General features: G+C 70.1%; 19 protein-coding genes. 8 read left to right on the plus strand and 11 right to left on the minus strand.

What is annotated here, in order from left to right:
• Nucleotides 1-77: 77 nt before the first annotated feature.
• The 4 genes from UG56_RS13175 to UG56_RS13190 are packed head-to-tail and all read right to left on the minus strand — an operon-like array spanning nt 78 to nt 3605.
• On the minus strand, nt 78-866 hold the full coding sequence (locus UG56_RS13175; RefSeq protein ID WP_045551127.1) for an ABC transporter permease: 789 nt from the start codon (nt 864-866) through the stop codon (nt 78-80).
• 11 nt (nt 867-877) lie between these two features.
• Nucleotides 878-1681 (minus strand): ABC transporter permease, encoded by an 804-nt coding sequence (locus UG56_RS13180; RefSeq protein ID WP_177191479.1) that lies wholly within the window; start codon nt 1679-1681, stop codon nt 878-880.
• On the minus strand, nt 1681-2526 hold the full coding sequence (locus UG56_RS13185) for an ABC transporter ATP-binding protein (RefSeq protein WP_218145214.1): 846 nt from the start codon (nt 2524-2526) through the stop codon (nt 1681-1683). The genes UG56_RS13180 and UG56_RS13185 overlap by 1 nt, the downstream gene beginning before the upstream one ends.
• Nucleotides 2527-2528: 2 nt before the next feature.
• Nucleotides 2529-3605 (minus strand): ABC transporter substrate-binding protein, encoded by a 1077-nt coding sequence (locus UG56_RS13190; protein WP_256206611.1) that lies wholly within the window; start codon nt 3603-3605, stop codon nt 2529-2531.
• A gap of 350 nt (nt 3606-3955) precedes the next feature.
• Here UG56_RS13190 and UG56_RS13195 point away from each other — a divergent pair, with 350 nt between their 5' ends.
• The 3 genes from UG56_RS13195 (at nt 3956) to UG56_RS13205 (ending at nt 6987) form a co-directional block, all read left to right on the plus strand.
• Nucleotides 3956-4666: a GntR family transcriptional regulator gene (locus UG56_RS13195; protein ID WP_045551124.1), complete on the plus strand. Its 711-nt coding sequence runs from the start codon at nt 3956-3958 to the stop codon at nt 4664-4666.
• 126 nt (nt 4667-4792) lie between these two features.
• A complete protein-coding gene (locus tag UG56_RS13200) occupies nt 4793-6277 on the plus strand; it encodes an NCS1 family nucleobase:cation symporter-1 (protein WP_045551133.1) in 1485 nt (494 codons plus the stop codon).
• Complete coding sequence (locus UG56_RS13205; protein ID WP_045551123.1) at nt 6277-6987, plus strand: aspartate/glutamate racemase family protein; 711 nt, start codon at nt 6277-6279, stop codon at nt 6985-6987. Before UG56_RS13200 ends, UG56_RS13205 begins: the two co-directional genes overlap by 1 nt.
• Here UG56_RS13205 and UG56_RS13210 read toward each other — a convergent pair.
• Nucleotides 6971-7696, minus strand: a complete 726-nt coding sequence (locus UG56_RS13210; protein ID WP_071327059.1) for an NUDIX hydrolase — start codon at nt 7694-7696, stop codon at nt 6971-6973. The genes UG56_RS13205 and UG56_RS13210 overlap by 17 nt on opposite strands.
• Before the next feature lie 98 nt (nt 7697-7794).
• On the opposite strand from UG56_RS13210, the gene UG56_RS13215 reads away from it, so the two are divergent.
• Nucleotides 7795-8799, plus strand: coding sequence for an SPFH domain-containing protein (locus UG56_RS13215; protein ID WP_071327060.1), 1005 nt, complete (start codon nt 7795-7797; stop codon nt 8797-8799).
• Complete coding sequence (locus tag UG56_RS13220) at nt 8796-9689, plus strand: NAD(+)/NADH kinase (protein ID WP_045550318.1); 894 nt, start codon at nt 8796-8798, stop codon at nt 9687-9689. The genes UG56_RS13215 and UG56_RS13220 overlap by 4 nt, the downstream gene beginning before the upstream one ends.
• Here the strand turns inward: UG56_RS13220 and UG56_RS13225 are convergent.
• On the minus strand, nt 9681-10232 hold the full coding sequence (locus UG56_RS13225) for a TetR/AcrR family transcriptional regulator (protein ID WP_052693915.1): 552 nt from the start codon (nt 10230-10232) through the stop codon (nt 9681-9683). The two genes, UG56_RS13220 and UG56_RS13225, sit on opposite strands and share 9 nt — an antisense overlap.
• Before the next feature lie 86 nt (nt 10233-10318).
• Here UG56_RS13225 and UG56_RS13230 point away from each other — a divergent pair, with 86 nt between their 5' ends.
• Entirely contained in the window at nt 10319-10642 is a 324-nt protein-coding gene (locus UG56_RS13230; RefSeq protein WP_045550316.1) for a DMT family transporter, read from the plus strand.
• 16 nt (nt 10643-10658) lie between these two features.
• Here the strand turns inward: UG56_RS13230 and UG56_RS13235 are convergent, their stop codons facing one another.
• Nucleotides 10659-12332 (minus strand): FAD-binding dehydrogenase, encoded by a 1674-nt coding sequence (locus UG56_RS13235; RefSeq protein ID WP_045550315.1) that lies wholly within the window; start codon nt 12330-12332, stop codon nt 10659-10661.
• Between the two features lie 137 nt (nt 12333-12469).
• On the opposite strand from UG56_RS13235, the gene UG56_RS13240 reads away from it, so the two are divergent.
• Entirely contained in the window at nt 12470-13381 is a 912-nt protein-coding gene (locus tag UG56_RS13240) for a hypothetical protein (protein ID WP_071327061.1), read from the plus strand.
• A gap of 27 nt (nt 13382-13408) precedes the next feature.
• Here UG56_RS13240 and UG56_RS13245 read toward each other — a convergent pair whose 3' ends face one another.
• From UG56_RS13245 to UG56_RS13260, 4 genes are all read right to left on the minus strand, one after another.
• A complete protein-coding gene (locus UG56_RS13245; RefSeq protein ID WP_045550313.1) occupies nt 13409-13705 on the minus strand; it encodes a GNAT family N-acetyltransferase in 297 nt (98 codons plus the stop codon).
• 364 nt (nt 13706-14069) lie between these two features.
• Nucleotides 14070-14468, minus strand: a complete 399-nt coding sequence (locus UG56_RS13250; RefSeq protein WP_256206612.1) for a VOC family protein — start codon at nt 14466-14468, stop codon at nt 14070-14072.
• Entirely contained in the window at nt 14461-14937 is a 477-nt protein-coding gene (locus tag UG56_RS13255; protein WP_045550311.1) for a methyltransferase family protein, read from the minus strand. Before UG56_RS13255 ends, UG56_RS13250 begins: the two co-directional genes overlap by 8 nt.
• A gap of 63 nt (nt 14938-15000) precedes the next feature.
• Nucleotides 15001-15579, minus strand: coding sequence for a TetR/AcrR family transcriptional regulator (locus UG56_RS13260; protein ID WP_045550321.1), 579 nt, complete (start codon nt 15577-15579; stop codon nt 15001-15003).
• Between the two features lie 137 nt (nt 15580-15716).
• Here UG56_RS13260 and UG56_RS13265 point away from each other — a divergent pair, with 137 nt between their 5' ends.
• Nucleotides 15717-18197: an MMPL family transporter gene (locus tag UG56_RS13265; protein WP_045550310.1), complete on the plus strand. Its 2481-nt coding sequence runs from the start codon at nt 15717-15719 to the stop codon at nt 18195-18197.
• The last annotated feature ends 4 nt before the right edge of the window (nt 18198-18201 follow it).

Raw genomic sequence — 18201 nt, forward strand, 5'->3', positions numbered from 1 at the left:
GTCGGCCGAGTGGGCACCTGAGTGCCCACTCGGCCGACGGCGGTGACGCTTCGCGCGACGTACGTGACGCCTCGGCGCTAGCGGGTCATCCCCATCCGCTCCAGCGCGACCGACTCGAGGAGCTGGACGAGGTTGTAGAGCACCAGGGTGATGACCGTGATGATCGCGACCGCGGCCCACAGGTCGTCGAAGCGGGCGGCGGCGGGGAACTTCTGGATGTTGCCGCCGATGCCGTTGCCGGTCGAGAGCCACTCGGCGAGCAGCGCCCCGGTCACCGCGCCGGGCACCGAGACACGTGCGGCGGCGAAGATCGACGGGAGCGCGCCGGGCAGCGAGACCTTGCGGATCGCGGTGAGTCGCGATCCGCCGTAGACGGCCACGAGATCCAGCGACTGCGGCGAGGCCTGGGACAGCCCGAACAGGACGGCGGCCAGCGCCGGGAACAGCACCACGATGATCCCGAGCACCACGACCGAGGCGGTCGAGGCGCGTCCGGTGATCAGCATGACGACCGGAGCGATCGCGACCAGCGGGATCGAGCGGAGCAGCAGCGCCAGCGGCATCACGCCGGCCTCGACCGTACGCGACAGGTTGAACAGCACCGCCGCCACGATCGCGAGTGCCATCCCGGCGAGGAAGCCGAGCCCGGCGTCCTTCAGGGTGACCCACGTCAGCGGGAACAGCTCCGCCCGATGGGCGGCCGCGTCGGGACCCGTGAAGAGATGATCGAGCACGTCCAGCGGCCCCTTGGCGACGTACTCCGAGACGCTGGAGAACGACACGAAGGCCTGCCACAGCACGGCCACGATCGCCAGCGCGGCGACGGTGTGCAGCACCGGCCCCAGAACCGCCCGCGACAGACCCATGGCACCCGACCTCATCCGGACCTCCCAGCGACCCACGGCGTCACCAGACGCGAGACCAGCCCCAGCAGCAGATAGCCGGCCAGGGCGACCAGGGCACAGACCAGGAAGACGGCCCAGAGCCGCTCCGGGTCGGGCTTGCCCTGCAGCACGATCAGCGTGCGCCCGACGCCACGGTCGGTGGAGCCGAGGTACTCACCGAGCACGGCACCGAGGATCGCGGTCGGCACCGCGATCTGGAGCGCGTTGAGGATCGCCGGCACGGCCGCGACGAGGCGTACCTTCACCAGCTGGGTCCACACCGATCCGCCGTAGACGCGCACCACGTCGAGCGAGGCACGGTCGGCCGACTTGAAGCCGAGCACGGCCCCGACGACGGTCGTGAAGAAGACCATCAGCGCGGCCAGGAAGATCGACGTCTTCGACGGGTCCCCCGGCTGCTCGGCGCCGCCGAGGACCACGATCGAGATGCCGCCGACGGCGACCACGGGCAGGCAGTACGTCGTCACCGCGATCTGCATGATCACCGGCTCCAGCCACGGCACCAGCAGCACCAGCGAGGCCAGCAGCAGGGCGATCAGGTTGCCCCACAGGAACCCGATCGACGCCTCCGTCAGCGTCTCCCGGAGCACGCCGCCCCAGAACGCCGACGGACCCGCCGCGGCCATCTCCGAGAGCACCGTCCACGGCGGCGGCACCGGCGTGAACCCGGTGCCGGCATCGGGCGGGAACCCGACCACGGCCACGACCGCCCACAGCACGAACAGGGTGACCACGCCGATGAGCCCGGCGAGCCAGCCCGGCAGCCGCATCCGCATCAAGACTCCGCCTCAGCGCGCCCGTCGTCACCGAAGAGCAGCTCGGAGGCCCGGTCGGCGAGCGCGTGGAACTCCGGGGTGCGCATCATGTCGGGCGTACGCGGCCGGGGAAGGTCGACCTCGATGATCTCCTTGATCCGGCCCGGTCGCGGCGACATCACCGCGACCCGGTCGGAGAGGAAGATCGCCTCGTTCACGCCGTGGGTGACCAGCAGGGTGGTCGCCGGCTTCTCGGTCCAGATCCGGAGCAGCTCCAGGTTGAGGTTCTGCCGGGTCATGTCGTCGAGCGCACCGAACGGCTCGTCGAGCAGGAGCACGGAGGGCTTGAGCGCGAGTGCCCGGGCGATCGAGACGCGCTGCCGCATGCCGCCGGAGAGCTGTGCGGGCCGGGCCTTCTCGAAGCCCTCCAGCCCGACGAGCTTGATCAGCTCGTGGATGTAGTCCATGTCCGGGCGCCGTCCGGCGACCTCGAAGACGAGCTTGATGTTGCCGACCACCGAGCGCCACGGCAGCAGCGCGTGGTCCTGGAACGCGATCCCCAGCTCGGAGTCACGCCGCAGGTCAGCGGGGGCCTTGCCGTCGACGTACGCCTCTCCGCTCGTCGGGGTCTCCAGGCCGGCGAGGATCCGCAGGATCGTCGACTTGCCGCAGCCGGAAGGCCCCAGCAGAGCCAGGAACGAGCCCTGGTCGGTGTGGAGGTCGGTGTCCTTCAGCGCGGTGACCGACTTCTTCCCCGCGCCGAAGACCTTGCTGATTCCTGAGATGTGGATGCCGGTGCCGCCGCCGGTCTCCGAAGCGGGCTCCGCGGCGGGAGCACCGGCATCCATGAGCTTGTCGTCGGCCATCACTACTTCTGGTAGGCCTTCAGCTCGGGGTTCTCCTCGTAGATCTCGTCGATGATCGAGGTGTCGAAGAGGTCCTCGGCCGAGACCTTCCAGCCGGCGGCGGCGAGCGAGTCGACGGTCTGCTGCTGGAGCTCGTCGGAGATGGTGAACAGGCCGTTCTTCTCGGTCTCCGGGGTCGAGATCAGCTTCTGCGACTCCTCGAGACCACGCTTGGTCTTGACCGGGTCGAGCTCGCCGAAGCTGGCCTCGAGACCGTCGGAGTCGCTGGCCGCCTCGTTGTAATGGGTCGTGATGACCTTGACGACATCCTCGGAGGGGTTCTTGAAGGTCTCGGTCCAGCCCTTGATCTCGGCGGTCAGCAACGCCTTGAGGAGGTCACGGTTCTCGGCGAGGTACTGGTCGGTGACGGTGTAGGTCTCGGCGACGTACGGCACGCCGTTCTCGGCGTAGGGCAGGTTGGTGACCTCGTGGCCGGCGAGCTCGACGGTGATCGACTCGTTGGTCAGGTAGGCCATGAAGCCGTCGACCTGGCCCTCCATCAGCGGCGTCGGGTCGAACTCGACCGGGACGACGGTGATGTCGTCCTTCTTCTCCTCCAGCCCGTTGGCCGCGAGGATCGCCTTGAAGACGTTGACGTTGGAGTCCTGGACGCCGATCTTCTTGCCCTTGAGGTCGGCCGGCGTCGCGATGTTGCCGCCGTCCTTGAGCGAGAGGATCGTGAACGGGTTCTTCTGGAAGGTCGCGCCGATGATCTTCAGCGGCGCCTCCTGCTCGGCGATCGCGGAGCCGACCGAGGCGGCGTCGTTGATGGCGACCTGGACCTTGCCGGAGAGCAGCTTGGCGACACCGGTGTCGGGGCCGGAGATGCCGTTGACCGCATCGAAGCCGGCGTCTTCGTAGTAGCCCTTGTCCTCGGCGTAGTACTCGCCGGCGAACTCCTCGTTCTTGATCCAGGAGTACTGCATCGAGATGGTGCCGAAGCCCTCCTCGCTGCTCCCCTTCTCGGAGTCGGAGCCACAGGCGGCCAGCGTCGTGGCGGCCACGACGGACAGCAGGGCCGCGCCGGCCCTGAGATGCAAAGACTTACGTCGCGAGGTCCGAGAGGCGGGGGTAGACATCGAAACGAGTTCCCTTCGAGGAGTTTCACGCACAGGTCCCGGGGACCGTAGCGAGCGGAGGTTTCAGGTGCTGGCACCAGCGTTTCGGCGTTGTAACGACCCTTTCAAACGTGCCCGTCAGGGGAAGGGTCGATCCCGAGCCACGGCGTCCGCTGGACAACAATGCCGTGGTTGTTGTCTAGTTACCCAACGCGCGTACGCCGCATGGGATGTGCCGTCCGACACACCGGATCCGCCGTTATCGGTTCGTGATCAGGCCGAGACCATTCGGTGACCGACCGGACGCTCCGGACGACGGCAGGAGGACCTCGATGCAAGGGCCCCGGCGCCGCTCCGTGTTCGCCTCCCGCCTGGTCAGCTCCGCCGGAGACGGTGAGCAGCCGCACGTCATCGAGGACCTCCGCCTGGCGATCCTGTCGGGCGAGGAGCCGCCGGGAACGCTCATCCCGATCGCCTCGGTGGCGACGTTCTTCGGTGTCAGCCAGATCCCCGTGCGCGAAGCCCTGAAGGTGCTGACCGGCGAAGGTCTGGTCGAGCACCGGCCCCATGTCGGCTATGCGGTGGCGAAGCTGACCTTCGCCGAGTTCCGCGAGCTCTACGAGGTGCGCGCCGCACTGGAGACCTCCGCCCTGCGCGCCGCCGTCCGGTCGGCCACGGAGACCGACGACGAGCTCGTACGCAGCGCCCACTCCGCGATGGCAGCGGCTGTCGCCCGGGGTGACGAGCGTGGCTACCACGTCGAGTCCCGTCGCTTCCACCGGGCGCTGATCGCGCCGGCCGGGATGCAGCGACTGCTGCACATGTACGACTCCGCCTGGAACATGACCGAGCCGGCCCGGCCCATGTCGCGGGTCGCCGAGGTCGACCGGGCGCTCCTCCACGGCGACCACAACGCCATGGTCGCCGCCTTCCGTGCGCGCGACGCGGACCGGCTCGTCGCCGAGTCGGCCGCCCACTACGAGCATCTCAAGACCGCCATCGAGGTCTTCCGGAGCGACCCGGACGTGTTCCGGCAGCCCTGAGCGCCTCCGGCCGCGCGCCGGCGTACGTCGTATATCTTTCGCGTCACATTGCTCTGACACGGCATCTGATCAGGTGAAACACCCGGTCACCACGATGGGGTGAACCCCCACCCGAAGGAGACCGTGATGACCGAGGTGACAGCACCGCCCGCCTACCATCCCCGACTGTCGAACGAGGACCTCGACCCGCTGCGCGAGCAGAAGTGGGGCTGGTACAACATCTTCGCCTTCTGGATGTCGGACGTGCACAGCGTCGGTGGCTACGTCACCGCAGGAGCCCTCTTCGCGCTCGGCCTGACCGGCTGGCAGGTGTTCGTCTGCCTGATCGCCGGGATCGTGCTGGTGCAGATCTTCTGCAACCTGGTCGCCAAGCCGAGCCAGCAGACCGGGACGCCCTACCCGGTGGTCTCCCGAGCCTCGTTCGGGGTGCTCGGCGCCAACATCCCGGCGATCATCCGCGGGTCGATCGCGATCGCCTGGTACGGCGTGCAGACCTTCCTGGCCGCCGGGTCGCTCACCATCGTGATCCTCAAGCTCTTCCCGTCGCTGGCCGCCTACGCCACCGCCGACCACTCCTTCCTCGGCCTCTCCTACCTCGGCTACGTGAGCTTCGCGATCCTCTGGGTCGCCCAGGCCCTGGTGTTCTGGCGCGGCATGGAGTCGATCCGCAGGTTCATCGACTTCTGCGGGCCGGCGGTCTACGTGGCGATGCTGGCGCTGTGCGTCTACATGCTCTACCGCGCCGACTGGCACGTCTCCTTCTCCCTCTCCGACAAGGAGCTGACCGTCGGCCAGCAGGTGACGGCGATGCTCGGCGCGATCGCGCTGGTGGTCTCCTACTTCTCCGGCCCGATGCTGAACTTCGGCGACTTCGCGCGCTACGGGAAGTCGTTCAAGGCCGTCAAGACCGGCAACTTCTGGGGCCTTCCGGTCAACTTCGTGCTGTTCTCGCTGCTCACGGTGCTCACCGCCGCGGCGACCATGCCCGTCTTCGGAGAGCTGATCACCGACCCGGTGGCCACGATCGAGCGGATCGACACCTACACCGCCGTCCTGCTCGGCGGGCTGACCTTCGTGATCGCGACCGTCGGCATCAACATCGTCGCCAACTTCATCTCCCCGGCGTTCGACTTCTCCAACGTCGCCCCGCAGAAGATCTCCTGGCGCATGGGCGGCATGATCGCGGCCGGCGGCTCGGTCCTGCTGACCCCCTGGAACTGGTACGCCAACGACGAGGCGATCTTCTGGACCCTCGGCCTCCTCGGCGCCCTGATCGGACCGCTGTTCGGCATCCTGATCGCGGACTTCTACCTGGTCAGAGGGCAGAAGATCGTCGTCGCCGACCTCTACACCCTCTCCGAGTCGGGCACCTACTACTACACCCGGGGCACCAACCCGAAGGCCGTCTACGCGCTCGTGGTGGCCGCCGCCTTCTCGTTCGCGTCGGTGCTCGTCCCGAAGCTCGGCGGGGTGCTCACCTGGCTGCCCGACTACTCCTGGTTCATCGGCTGCGGCATCGGGTTCGTGGCCTACTACGCCTTCTCCACTGCGACGGCCGATTCGAAGGTCACCACAGAGGCCACCGCCGAGGCCGCCGCGGAGCCGGCCTGATGCGAATCCTGGTCGTCAACCCGAACACCACGGCGTCGATGACCGCACTGATCGGCGAGTGCGCCCGGGCGAGCGTCGGCCCGGGCGTGGTCGTCGACGCGATCGACCCGGGCGCCGGGCCGGTCTCGCTCGAGTCGCACTACGACGAGGCGATCGCGGTGCCCCATCTGCTCGGCGCCCTGGAGCGGGAGGGCGCGGCGTACGACGGGTTCGTGATCGCCTGCTTCGGCGACCCCGGGCTGCACGCGGCCCGGGAGATCCTCGCCGGCCCCGTGGTCGGGATCGCGGAGGCGGCGATGCGGACGGTGGCGTACCTGTGCCGGAGGTTCTCGGTGGTCACCACGCTGCCGCGGGTCGTCGCGCACACCTGGTCGATCGCGCGCGACTACGGCGTCGCCGACCTGGTCGGCGGGATCCATGCCTGCGAGATCCCGGTGGTCGACCTGGAGACCGACCCGGCGGCGTACGCGACGATCCTGGCCGCCTGCCGACGTGCTCTGGCCGAGGACCGCTCGGAGGCGATCGTCCTGGGCTGTGCCGGGATGGCCGACCTGTGCGCCCGGCTCTCCAAAGAGCTCGACGTGCCCGTCGTCGACGGGGTCGCCGCCGCCACCGCGGAGGTGGAGAAGCTGGTACGCCTCGGGCTGAGCACCAGCCGGCACAACGAGTACGCCGCTCCTCCGGCGAAGCAGATCAGGGGCCGGTGGTGACGTCCAGCGACGACGAGCGGCGCAGCAACGGCGGATGCAGGTGCTCGGCCGAGCCCCGGCGGAAGAGCTGGGCCGGCCGGCCCCCGTCGCGCGTCGTGGTGGCTCCGGTCGGCTCGAGGAACCCCTCGGTCTTGGTGACCTTGCGATGGAAGTTGCGCGGGTCGAGCCGCGCACCCCAGACGATCTCGTAGACCCGGCGCAGCTCGGCGACGGTGAACTCCTCGGCGCAGAACGCGGCGCCCAGCGGTGAGTACTCCAGCTTGGCGCGGGCGCGCTCGACGCCGTCGCGGAGGATCTCGGCGTGGTCGAAGGCCAGCCCGTCCCCGGCAAGGAGGGCGTCGACGGGGCGCCACTGCGCGTCGGCCGCGTCCGACCCGGCGGCCGGCACCGGGAGGTCGGGCGCCAGCGCGAGATAGGCGACCGTCACGACCCGGGTCCGCGGGTCCCGCCCCGGAGAGCCGTACGTCGCCAGCTGCTCGACGTGCACGCTCCCCGGCCGCAGGCCGGTCTCCTCGGCGAGCTCGCGCGCGGCCGCCTCCTCGAGACCCTCGTCGTCGAGGACGAATCCGCCCGGGAGCGCCCAGGCGCCTCGGTAGGGCTCGATGCCGCGGCGTACGACCAGGGCGCAGAGCGCCTCGTCACGGACGGTGAGCACGACGAGGTCGACGGTGACGGCGACTCTGCTCACGTGGCCTGGGGGGTGCTCCATGGGGCAACCTTGCACCAATCGTCATCTTGACGACAAGCGCGCCACGCCTTATCGTCATTCTGACGCTAATAATCGACAGAACAGACAGGGAGTCTGAGATGGCCGACATCGCCCGCTACCCCTTCCTCCGCCACCTGCGCGGAAGCACCACCACCCACGTGCAGCACCTGCACAACGGCACCGTCCGCCACAGCGGCGTCGGCGCATCGTTCTGGTACCGGCCGCTCTCCGCCGTCCTCTCCGAGGTGCCCGTCGACGACCGCGAGCTGCCGCTGCTCTTCCACGCGCGCACCGCCGACTTCCAGGACCTGACCACGCAGGCCACGGTCAGCTTCCGGATCATCGACCCGGCCGCGGTCGCCGGCCGCATCGACTTCTCGATCGACCCCGAGAACGGCCGCTGGCGCGGCAGCCCGCTCGACCAGGTCGCCGGGCTGCTGACCGAGACCGCGCAGCAGTACGCCCTCGACCTCATCGCCGCCCAGAGCCTGGCCGACGTGCTCGCCGGGGGCGTCGGGCCGGTGCGCGACGCGATCGCCGCGGGCCTGGGTGGCGACGAGCGGCTGACCGCCACCGGGCTCGCCATCCTGGGCGTGCGGGTCGTCGCGCTGCGGCCCGAGCCCGAGGTGGAGAAGGCGCTCCTCACCCCGACCCGCGAGCGCGTCCAGGCGGACGCCGACAAGGCGACGTACGAGCGGCGCGCGACGGCGGTCGAGCGCGAGCGGGCCATCTCCGAGAACGAGCTGCAGAACAAGATCGAGCTCGCCCGCCGCGAGGAGCAGCTGGTCGGCCAGCAGGGCGCCAACGCGCGGCGCAGCGCCGAGGAGAAGGCCGCCGCGGCCCGGATCGCGACCGCCGCCGAGGCCGAGCGCACCCAGGTGCTGGCCGAGGCGAACGCCCAGGCCACCCGGGCCACCGGGCTGGCGAAGGCGGATGCCGAGGCGGCCGCCCTGGCCGCCTACCGCGATCTGCCGGAGGCGGTCCTGCTCGGCCTCGCACTCAAGGAGCTGGCCGCCAACCTGCCCCAGATCGAGCACCTGGCGCTCACCCCGGACCTGCTCGCCCCGGTCCTCGCCAAGCTCGGCGCCCGGAGCGACGGATGAGCGTCGCGCCGCGGGTGGTGCTGGTCCACCGGGCCACCGAGCTGGAGGAGCTCGTGGCCCGGCACGGCACCCTCGGCCAGGTCGGCTTCTTCCTCTCCACCCGAGGCCGCGACCTGGCCGAGGTGCAGGGTCGCCACGAGGCCCTGAAGGCGGCGATTGCGCAGGTCAGCGCTGCGATCCCGCTCGACTGGCGGCAGGGATCGGTCGAGCGTGGCGACCTCGACCGGTTCCTCTTCGCGCCCGAGGACATCGTGGTCGTGGTCGGCCAGGACGGCCTGGTGGCCAACGTGGCGAAGTATCTCGACGGTCAGCCGGTGGTCGGGATCGACCCCGAGCCGGGCCGCAACGCCGGCGTCCTCGTCCGCTACCCACCGCGGGCGGCGGCCGACCTGATCCGCTCGACCGGCACCTGCGAGGAGCGGACCATGGTCGAGGCGGTCGCCGACGACGGCCAGTCGCTGGTCGCGCTGAACGAGGTGTACGTCGGCCAGGCCACCCACCAGACCGCCCGCTACCGGCTCACCGTGGCCGGGCGGACCGAGTCGCAGGCCTCCTCCGGCCTGATCGTCGCGACCGGGACGGGTGCCACCGGCTGGGCGCGGTCGGCCTGGGTCGAGCGGCACAGCACGCTCACCCTGCCCGCCCCGACGGCCCCGGAGCTCGCCTGGTTCGTGCGGGAGGCCTGGCCCTCGCCGGCGACCGGGACGACCCAGACCGAGGGCACGCTGGCGGGTGCCGAGCAGACAGGTGACAGCCTGACGATCGAGGTGGAGTCCGACCGCCTGGTCGCCTTCGGCGACGGCATCGAGTCCGACACGCTCGCCCTGTCGTGGGGCCAGCAGGTCGTCGTACGCCGCGCGGAGCGCAGGCTGCGGCTGGTCTCAGGCTGAGGCGATCGCCCCGGCGGCCGCGGCGAGATCGGCCACGCCGGCCGCGAGCTCGTCAGGCCGGTCGGTGGCCAGGTCCAGGTGGAAGCCGAACAACGAGGAGTCGACGAGCGTGACGATCCGTCCCGCACGTTCGGGCGGCGCCCCACAGGCGGTGATGTAGTCGCGCAGCGCGGCGTACCAGAGCTCGTTGGTCTCCCGGACGACCGAGCGGTAGGGCTCCATCCCGATCAGCCCCGTTGCGGCTGCTTGCAGGTAGATCTGCAGGCAGCTGTGCAGCGGGTCACTGCGGTAGGCCCGCCACAGCGCCTCCACCCCGGCGCGTACGTCCTCGGCCGGCTCCAGCGCCGCGACCGCGGCGACGGAGAGCTCGTTGGTGCGCGCCACCACCGCGGCGACCAGCTCGTCGCGACCGCCGAAGTGGTAGATCAGCATCCGGTCGCTGGTGCCGATGGCAGCCGCCAGCGGACGCAGGGTCAGCCCGATCAGCCCGTGCTTGAGCACGTGCTCGACCACCTGCTCGAGGAGCTCCTCCTTGCGGTCCATGGAAAGCATTATGCCCAACCTGTAGCGACTGCTACATTTCTCAGTGATGTAGCAGTCGCTACACGCGTCTCAGGAGGACCCCGAACATGTACGCCGCCAGCCTGCTCGTCGTCGCGATCGCGATCGAGGTCGCCAGCACCGCGCTGCTCCCCCGCACCGAGGGGTTCCGCAACGTGCCCTGGTCGGTGGCGGTCGTGGCCGGCTACGGCGTCTCGATCTGGCTGCTCTCCGTCGTCGTCGAGCGGATGTCGGTCTCGGTGGCGTACGCCATCTGGTCAGGCCTCGGCACCGCACTCGTCGCGGGCATCGGCGTGATGTTCCTCGGCGAGCACCTCACCGCCGCCAAGGCCGGCTTCCTGGCGATGATCGTCGTCGGCGTGGTCGGGCTGAACCTCTCCGGCGCCCACTGAGCCCGGTGAGGTCGGGTCAGATCGCCGCGGCCGCAGCCCTGCCCGCCGTACGTCCCGAGAACAGGCAGCCGCCGAGGAAGGTGCCCTCGAGCGCGTTGTAGCCCATCATCCCGCCACCGCCGAAGCCGGCGACCTCGCCGGCCGCGTAGAGCCCGGGCAGCGGGGTGCCGGCCGAGGTGAGACAGCGACCGGAGAGGTCCGTCTCGAGCCCGCCCAGGGTCTTGCGGGAGAGGATGTGCAGCTTGACCGCGATCAGCGGGCCGGCCTCGGGGTCGAGGATCCGGTGGGGCTTGGCGGTGCGCTGCAGCTTGTCGCCGCGGTAGTGGCGGGCGGCGTACAGAGCGGTGATCTGGGCGTCCTTGGTGAAGTTGTTGGCGATCTCGCGGTCGCGGGCCTCGATGATCCGGCGCAGCTCGCTCTCCTTGATCTGCGGGCCGGTCGGATCCTTGTCGGCGAGGCCGTTCATGCCGTGGACGAGCGCGGTGAGGTTCTCGGCGACGACGAAGTCCTCACCGTGCTCCATGAAGCTCTTGACCGGGCCGGGACCCTTCCGCGCCCGCTCGGCGAGCAGCTTGATGTCCTTGCCGGTCAGATCGGGGTTCTGCTCCGAGCCGGAGAGCGCGAACTCCTTCTTGATGATCTTCTCGGTGAGCACGAACCAGGAGTAGTCGTAGCCGGTCTGGCGCAGGTGCTTGAGCGTTCCGAGGGTGTCGAAGCCGGGGAAGAACGGCGCCGGGAGACGCTTGCCGGTCGCGTCCAGCCACAGGCTCGAGGGGCCGGGGAGGATCCGGATGCCGTGGTTGGCCCAGATCGAGTCCCAGTTGCGGATGCCCTCGACGTAGTGCCACATCCGGTCGTCGTTGATGATCTTGGCGCCGGTCGCGGCGGTGATCTCCAGCATCCGGCCGTCGACGTGCGCGGGCACGCCGGAGACCATCGACTGCGGCGGGGTGCCGAGCCGGGAGGGCCAGTGCTTGCGAACCAGGTCGTGGTTGCCGCCGATGCCGCCGGAGGTGACGATCACGGCCTGTCCGCGGAGCTCGAAGTCCTCGACCTCCGTACGCGAGGAGGCCTGTCCCCGCTCGACGTCGCTGGCCTCGAGCACCTTGCCGCTGACGCCGACGGCAGCGCCGTCCTCGATCAGCACCTGGTCGACGCGGTGGCGGAAGGCGAAGGTGATCCGGCCGGTGTCGGCGTGGGCGCGAACCCGCCGCTCGAACGGCTCGACCACGCCCGGACCGGTCCCCCAGGTGATGTGGAAGCGCGGCACCGAGTTGCCGTGGCCGTCGGCACGGCCGTCGCCGCGCTCGGCCCAGCCGACGACCGGGAAGATCCGGTGGCCCATCTGGCGCAGCCAGGACCGCTTCTCGCCGGCCGCGAAGTCGAGGTACGCCTCGGCCCAGCGCCGCGGCCACAGGTCCTCGTCACGGTCGAACTGGGCGGATCCCATCCAGTCCTGGAGCGCCAGCTCGGGTGAGTCCTTGATCCCCATCCGGCGCTGCTCGGGGCTGTCGACGAGGAAGAGTCCACCGAGGCTCCAGAACGCCTGGCCGCCCAGGGACTGCTCCGGCTCCTGGTCGACCAGGAGAACACTCTTTCCCGCGTCGGCCACCTCGGCCGCTGCCGCCAGGCCGGCGAGGCCGGCTCCCACCACGATCACGTCGGCGTGCCGTTGAATGTCCGCAGTCATGTCCGCAGATCCTGCCACCTCCTATACCGGCGGGTACATGGAACCTGTCGCCCGACCGTTCCGTCTGGTGGACAGTTGTCGGACTCGCACCCCGAAGCGGCCGCCGAACAGTGTCCGAGCGGATAGGTTTTTTGCTCGTGATCGACCCCAAGGTGACCGCGCGAAGGCAGCAGAAATGGGTCCAACGCGGCATCGACCGCACCCAGGCCTGGCTGAGCCGTAGTGGCAGCAGCCTCGGCCCGCTGATCCCGCACATCGCCACCTCGATGGTGCTCACCGGGGACGAGGACCACGGCTGGATCCCGCAGGGCCTGGCCTACTCCCCCGAGGCCGATCTGCTCCTGCAGGGCTACTACGGCGACAAGCTCGGCTCGGCGCTCGCCCTGGTCGACAAGCCCTCGGGCGAGCTCATCAACGCGGTCTATCTGGGCGGGCCGAAGGGCAGTGTCAGCGGCCCGGTCAACGCCGGCGGGGTCGCGGTCATCGGCGACGAGGTCTACGTGTGCCGCGAGGGGAACCCGCCGCGCCTCTACTGCTACTCACTGACCCAGATCGTCCACGCCGAACCGCTCTCGACCGTCTCCACGGTCGGGCCGTTGGTCGCGGTCGCCGCCGGCTCCTACCTCGCCGCCACCAAGGACCTGCTCTACGTCGGGTCGCACGCCAACAACCGCCTCTACAAGTACATCCGCAAGGACGGCTCCTGGCAGATCAAGACCCCGATCGGCGTACGCACCCCGGTCGGCACCCAGGGCGTCGTGGTCCGGGAGGAGGAGTACGTCTTCAGCGTCTCCCGCGGACCGACCAGGCGCAGCCAGCTGATCGTCCAGGACCGGGTCACGATCCGGCCCCGCGCCCTGCAGTGGCTGCCCAACCTGGCCGAGGGCGTGGCCGAGGTCGGCGACGAGTTCTTCGTGACCTATCAGTCGGGCGCCAGGCCCTACTCCCGCGGCTCCTCGACCCGGGGTCAGGCCTGGCCCTCGGCCCACATGACCCGCACGCCGCTGGCCAAGCTCGGCCTGGAGCCGCGGAAGCCGTCCGAGGTCTGATCGGACGTCGTGATCAGGCCCTCGTGATCAGGCCGGCCAGTCGGTGATGTCGGCGTACTCCTCGCCGTGCCGCTTCAGCCACCCGGCGACGTACGGGCAATGCGGGATGATCCGCTTCCCCTTCGCCTTCACATCCGCCAGCGCGAACGCCACCAGCTTCGACGCCAGCCCCTGCCCGTTGTAGTCCTCCCCCACCTCGGTGTGCACGAAGTCCACGTGCTCGTCGTCGGGCAGCCGGTAGACCGCCAGCCCCGCAACGGTCTCCCCGTCCCGGATCTCGTAGCGGTGCCTGGCCGGGTTGTCCACGTACTCGATATCGCTCACGCCCTCATTCTCACTGCTCGGCTCCACTGCTCGACCCGTGGGCTCGCCAGGCGGTCGTTCTTGTCGCCGGTGGCCGCCGCCCCGTTACGGAGGGTGTTGGCTATCGGGGCGTAGGTGCTTGGGATCCAGGGCCGGTGAGCTTGCACGAAGCTCACCCGCCCCCGCCGAGACGTCACCCGCGTCGGCCGAGTGGGCACTGGACTGCCAACTCGACCGACGTACGTGACGTCTCGCCCGACGTAAGTGACGCCTCGGCGGAGGTGACCTTCAGCCGACGGGAGTGACCCTTCGGCGGCGGCCCACACCAGCCCCGAAAAACAGCCCCGCGCAGGGTGGTCTCGACAGGCTCGACCACCGGGGACCCTCACACCACAAAGATGCAGAAGATGTGCCCCGAAGGATCCGCATAAGCCCGGAGCGGCTCCTCAGGATCGTCAGACCGATCGAGACGGAGGGAAGCCCCCAACCCCAGCACACGATCATGCTCGGCATCGAGCTCCGCGACGGACCTGACGACGGTGTCCAGATGCATGTGCTTGACGGCCCCAGGTGCGGGCCAGTCCGACGGTGCCATCTCGGAGGAGTCGACCCGGTTGAACGCGAGCGCCCGACGCCCGTCGGGCCAGGTGAGGACCAGCCAGTCGTCATCGTCCCCCGGCACCTCGTCTCCCGGCCGATAGACGAGACCGAGGAACTGGCGGTAGAACTCGGCGAGGCCGCGTACGTCGGTCGTGTCGAGGACCGTGTGGAGAAGCCTAGCCACGCGCGGCACCCCGAGGCAGACCCGACGGCCGACCGAGCCAGCGGGGCGTGGCGGCGCGGTAGGAGTCGTACGTCTTGCCGAAGCTCCACGACAGGGCGTGCTCCTCCGCGGGGATCTGGGTGCGGTCGATGATCGCGACGAACGCTGCGACGGGGACGAGCGGCAACAGGCCACCCCGGAGCACGGCGTGGGCGAGCAGGAGGCCGGTCATGCCAACGTACATCGGGTTGCGGGTGTAGCGGAACGGACCGTCCGTCACGACCGCGGTCGCACGCTCGGGCTCGAGCGGGTCGAAGCTGGTGCCCTTGTGCTTGAACGCCCGAGCCGCACTTCCCGCGACATACACCGACCCACCAGCCACGAGAGCGGCCGCGACCGACCGCACCACCGTCGGCCGGCGAGCCGGGGCCAGCAGATGCTGGGCAACCAGCCCCACGGCGACATAGACGGGCGGCGGCACCTTCGGCATGCCCTCCACCGTAGCCCTGACCGGAGGGCCCGCACCCCCTCTTTCTTGGGTAAAGAAAAGGGGTCAGTGCAGCAGCGCGCGCACCAGCCGCTCGGCGATGTCCGGGGCGGGCTCGCTGCGCTCGAGGGAGTGGAGCACGAACCCACCGACCAGGGCGCGTACGAACTCCATGACCGGCAGGTCGGCGGGCAGCTGGCCGGCCGCGACCGCGGCCTCGATGCGGGTGGAGACGGTGGCGGTGATACCGAGCGCGTCGTTGAGGCGGGTGCCGATGTCGGGGCTCTCGCAGGCGGCGGCCACGAGCGAGCGGACGAGGCCGTCGTTGCCGGGCTGGGCCACGAGATCGATGAGGCTCTGCATCCACGCGATCAGGTCGGCGCGGATGTCACCGGTGTCGGGCACCACGGGGTGGTCCGGCAGCAGCTTGTCCTCGATCAGCGCATCGGCCACGACCGCACTCTTCGAGGACCACCAGCGGTAGATCGTCTGCTTGGAGACACCTGCCTCGGCCGCGATGCCCTCGATGGTGAGGTGGTCATAGCCTTGGGTCGCGAAGAGCCGCCCGGTCGCGCCGAGGACCGCGATGCGAGCCTCTTCGCTGCGTACGGCACCTCGACGGCGCACTCCTGCTGACGCTGGCATGAAGGGCATCCTAGGATCCCGCGCCATCTCATGGCCAAGGCACAGGTGTGACCCATCACTCGCACAGCGACCCTTGTCCAGCGGCGATCAGGTGATTAACTGGACGCACCGTTGCGAATTACCGGAGGGATGCCGCCATGGCGGAGCTGTTGTATCGATGGGGCAAGACGGCCGCGCGCCGCGCCTGGCTTGTGATCCTTGCCTGGGTGCTGGCGCTGTCCGGCGCTGCCGGGGCGTACGTCGCCTGGTCCGGCGAGCTCACCACCAGCTTCGACATCCCGGGGCTGCCCTCGTCGAAGGTCGTCGACGAGCTCCAGAAGGGGCTGCCCGACCTCGCCGGCGGCTCCGGCACGATCGCATTCCGGACGAAGGACGGCAGCCCGCTCACCGCGACCCAGAAGAAGGAGATCCGGGCGCTGATCACCAGCGCCGAGGACCTCCCCGACGTCGCCGTCGTCACCGACCCCTTCCAGACCGAGGCCCATCGCGCGGCGCAGGCCGAGAAGGTCGCCCAGGGCCAGGCCCAGCTCGAGGCCGGCCGGACCCGGCTCGAGGGCGTCCAGGCCAGGCTCGACAAGGCACAGTCCGACCTCGACAAGGCCCGCGCCCAGCTGAAGGCCGCCGGGATGCCGACCACCCAGATCGACACCCAGCAGGCCGCCCTCGACAAGCAGCAGGCGAAGGTCGACGACAGCGCCGCCGACCTCGAGGTCAACACCGCGAAGGCCGAGAACGGCGCCGAGCTGCTCGAGCTCTCCGAGGAGATCCGGATGGTCTCCGCCGACGGATCGGCCGCCCTGGTCAACGTCGCCTACTCCGTGGGCCGCCTGGAGATGTCCGAGGAGACCAAGAAGGCCACGGTCGACCACTTCACCGAGCACCCGATCGCCGGCGTCGAGGTCGGCGTCTCCTCCGACATCTCCCAGGAGTCCCCCAACCCGATGGGGCCGGGTGAGATCGTCGGCGTCGGCGTCGCCGCGGTCGTCCTGCTCATCATGCTCGGCACCATCATCGGCGCCGGCGTCCCGCTGGTCACCGCGCTGACCGGCGTCGGCATCGGCGCCCTCGGCGCGCTCTCCCTCTCCGGCGTCGTCCAGATGGCCGCGATGACCCCGATCCTCGGGCTGATGCTCGGCCTGGCCGTCGGCATCGACTACTCGCTGTTCATCCTCAACCGGCACCGCAAGCAGCTGCTCCACGGCACCGACGTCCACGAGTCGATCGGGCTCGCCAACGGCACCGCCGGCACCGCCGTCGTCTTCGCCGGTTCCACCGTGATCGTCGCGCTGGTCGCGCTCAACATGACCGGCATCCCGTTCCTCGGCCTGATGGGCTCGGTCGGCGCCGCCTGCGTCGCGATCGCCGTCCTGGTCGCGATCACCCTGACGCCGGCCATCCTCGGCCTGGTCGGGGGCCGCATCGTCTCCAAGCGCGCCCGGAAGAAGGTCGCGCAGCAGGACGCCGCCGAGGCCCACGCCAAGCCGATGCCGACCTGGCGCGCCGTGGTCACGGTCGTCGCCTCCGTGGTGGCCCTGCTCGCCCTCGCGGTCCCCGCCCTCGACATGCGCCTCGGCCTGCCCGACGGCGGCTCGGAGCCCGAGGGTTCGCTGGCCAAGACCGCCTACACGATCACCGAGGACAGCTTCGGCGCCGGCGCCAACGGCCCGCTGCTGGTCGCCGCCGAGCTGCCCGAGGGACTCAGCGAGGCCGGCATCCAGCAGGCCCAGGTGACCGTCGCCAAGGCGCTGGCAGACCTCGACGACGTACGCGCCGTGGCGCCGGCCGCGGTCTCTGAGGACGGTCGCACGGCGGCCTTCCAGGTCGTCCCCGAGGAGGGCCCCAACAGCGTCTCGACCAACGAGCTGGTCAACGCGATCCGGGACATGCCGCCGGTCAACGGCGACATCACGCTCGGCGTCGCCGGCGCCACCGCGGTCGCGATCGACGTGTCGCAGGGGCTCAACGACGTACTCCTCCCCTACCTCGGCGTCGTCGTCGGCCTCTCCCTGCTGATCCTGATCCTGGTCTTCCGCTCGATCCTGGTCCCGCTCATCGCGACCGGTGGCTTCGTGCTCTCGCTGCTGGCGACGTACGGCGTCGTGGTGGCGGTCTTCCAGAAGGGCATCGGCGCCGAGTGGATCGGCATCGACAGCACCGGCCCGATCCTGAGCTTCCTGCCGATCCTGCTGGTCGGGATCCTGTTCGGCCTGGCGATGGACTACCAGCTGTTCCTGGCCTCCGGCATGCGGGAGGCGTACGTCCACGGCGCACCCGCACGCGTCGCCGTCGCCCAGGGCTTCCGTGCCGGGCGTTCGGTCGTGATCGCGGCCGGCCTGATCATGGTCTCGGTCTTCGGCGGGTTCATCTTCGCCGAGTCGGTGATGATCCGCTCGATGGGCTTCGGGCTCGCACTCGGGGTGCTGCTGGACGCCTTCATCGTCCGGATGCTGCTGATGCCGGCACTGATGCACCTGCTCGGGCGCTCGGCGTGGTGGCTGCCGGCGTGGCTCGACCGCATCCTCCCGAACGTGGACGTCGAGGGTGCCGCCCTCGAGCGCGCCCACGCCGGCACCGCCCCCGACGAGGCCACGGTCAAGCGCGAGAAGGTCGCGGTCTGAGGAG

It is taken from the genome of Nocardioides luteus (assembly GCF_000960475.2).
GTDB classification, from domain to species: domain Bacteria; phylum Actinomycetota; class Actinomycetes; order Propionibacteriales; family Nocardioidaceae; genus Nocardioides; species Nocardioides luteus_A.

Bases quoted from the DNA above. Each gene is read 5' to 3' on its own strand.
- UG56_RS13175 (WP_045551127.1), bottom strand. From the start codon at position 866: ATGGGTCTGTCGCGGGCGGTTCTGGGGCCGGTGCTGCACACCGTCGCC.
- UG56_RS13180 (WP_177191479.1), bottom strand. From the start codon at position 1,681: ATGCGGATGCGGCTGCCGGGCTGGCTCGCCGGGCTCATCGGCGTGGTC.
- UG56_RS13185 (WP_218145214.1), bottom strand. From the start codon at position 2,526: ATGGCCGACGACAAGCTCATGGATGCCGGTGCTCCCGCCGCGGAGCCC.
- UG56_RS13195 (WP_045551124.1), top strand. From the start codon at position 3,956: ATGCAAGGGCCCCGGCGCCGCTCCGTGTTCGCCTCCCGCCTGGTCAGC.
- UG56_RS13200 (WP_045551133.1), top strand. From the start codon at position 4,793: ATGACCGAGGTGACAGCACCGCCCGCCTACCATCCCCGACTGTCGAAC.
- UG56_RS13205 (WP_045551123.1), top strand. From the start codon at position 6,277: ATGCGAATCCTGGTCGTCAACCCGAACACCACGGCGTCGATGACCGCA.
- UG56_RS13210 (WP_071327059.1), bottom strand. From the start codon at position 7,696: ATGGAGCACCCCCCAGGCCACGTGAGCAGAGTCGCCGTCACCGTCGAC.
- UG56_RS13215 (WP_071327060.1), top strand. From the start codon at position 7,795: ATGGCCGACATCGCCCGCTACCCCTTCCTCCGCCACCTGCGCGGAAGC.
- UG56_RS13220 (WP_045550318.1), top strand. From the start codon at position 8,796: ATGAGCGTCGCGCCGCGGGTGGTGCTGGTCCACCGGGCCACCGAGCTG.
- UG56_RS13225 (WP_052693915.1), bottom strand. From the start codon at position 10,232: ATGGACCGCAAGGAGGAGCTCCTCGAGCAGGTGGTCGAGCACGTGCTC.
- UG56_RS13230 (WP_045550316.1), top strand. From the start codon at position 10,319: ATGTACGCCGCCAGCCTGCTCGTCGTCGCGATCGCGATCGAGGTCGCC.
- UG56_RS13235 (WP_045550315.1), bottom strand. From the start codon at position 12,332: ATGACTGCGGACATTCAACGGCACGCCGACGTGATCGTGGTGGGAGCC.
- UG56_RS13255 (WP_045550311.1), bottom strand. From the start codon at position 14,937: ATGCCGAAGGTGCCGCCGCCCGTCTATGTCGCCGTGGGGCTGGTTGCC.
- UG56_RS13260 (WP_045550321.1), bottom strand. From the start codon at position 15,579: ATGCCAGCGTCAGCAGGAGTGCGCCGTCGAGGTGCCGTACGCAGCGAA.
- UG56_RS13265 (WP_045550310.1), top strand. From the start codon at position 15,717: ATGGCGGAGCTGTTGTATCGATGGGGCAAGACGGCCGCGCGCCGCGCC.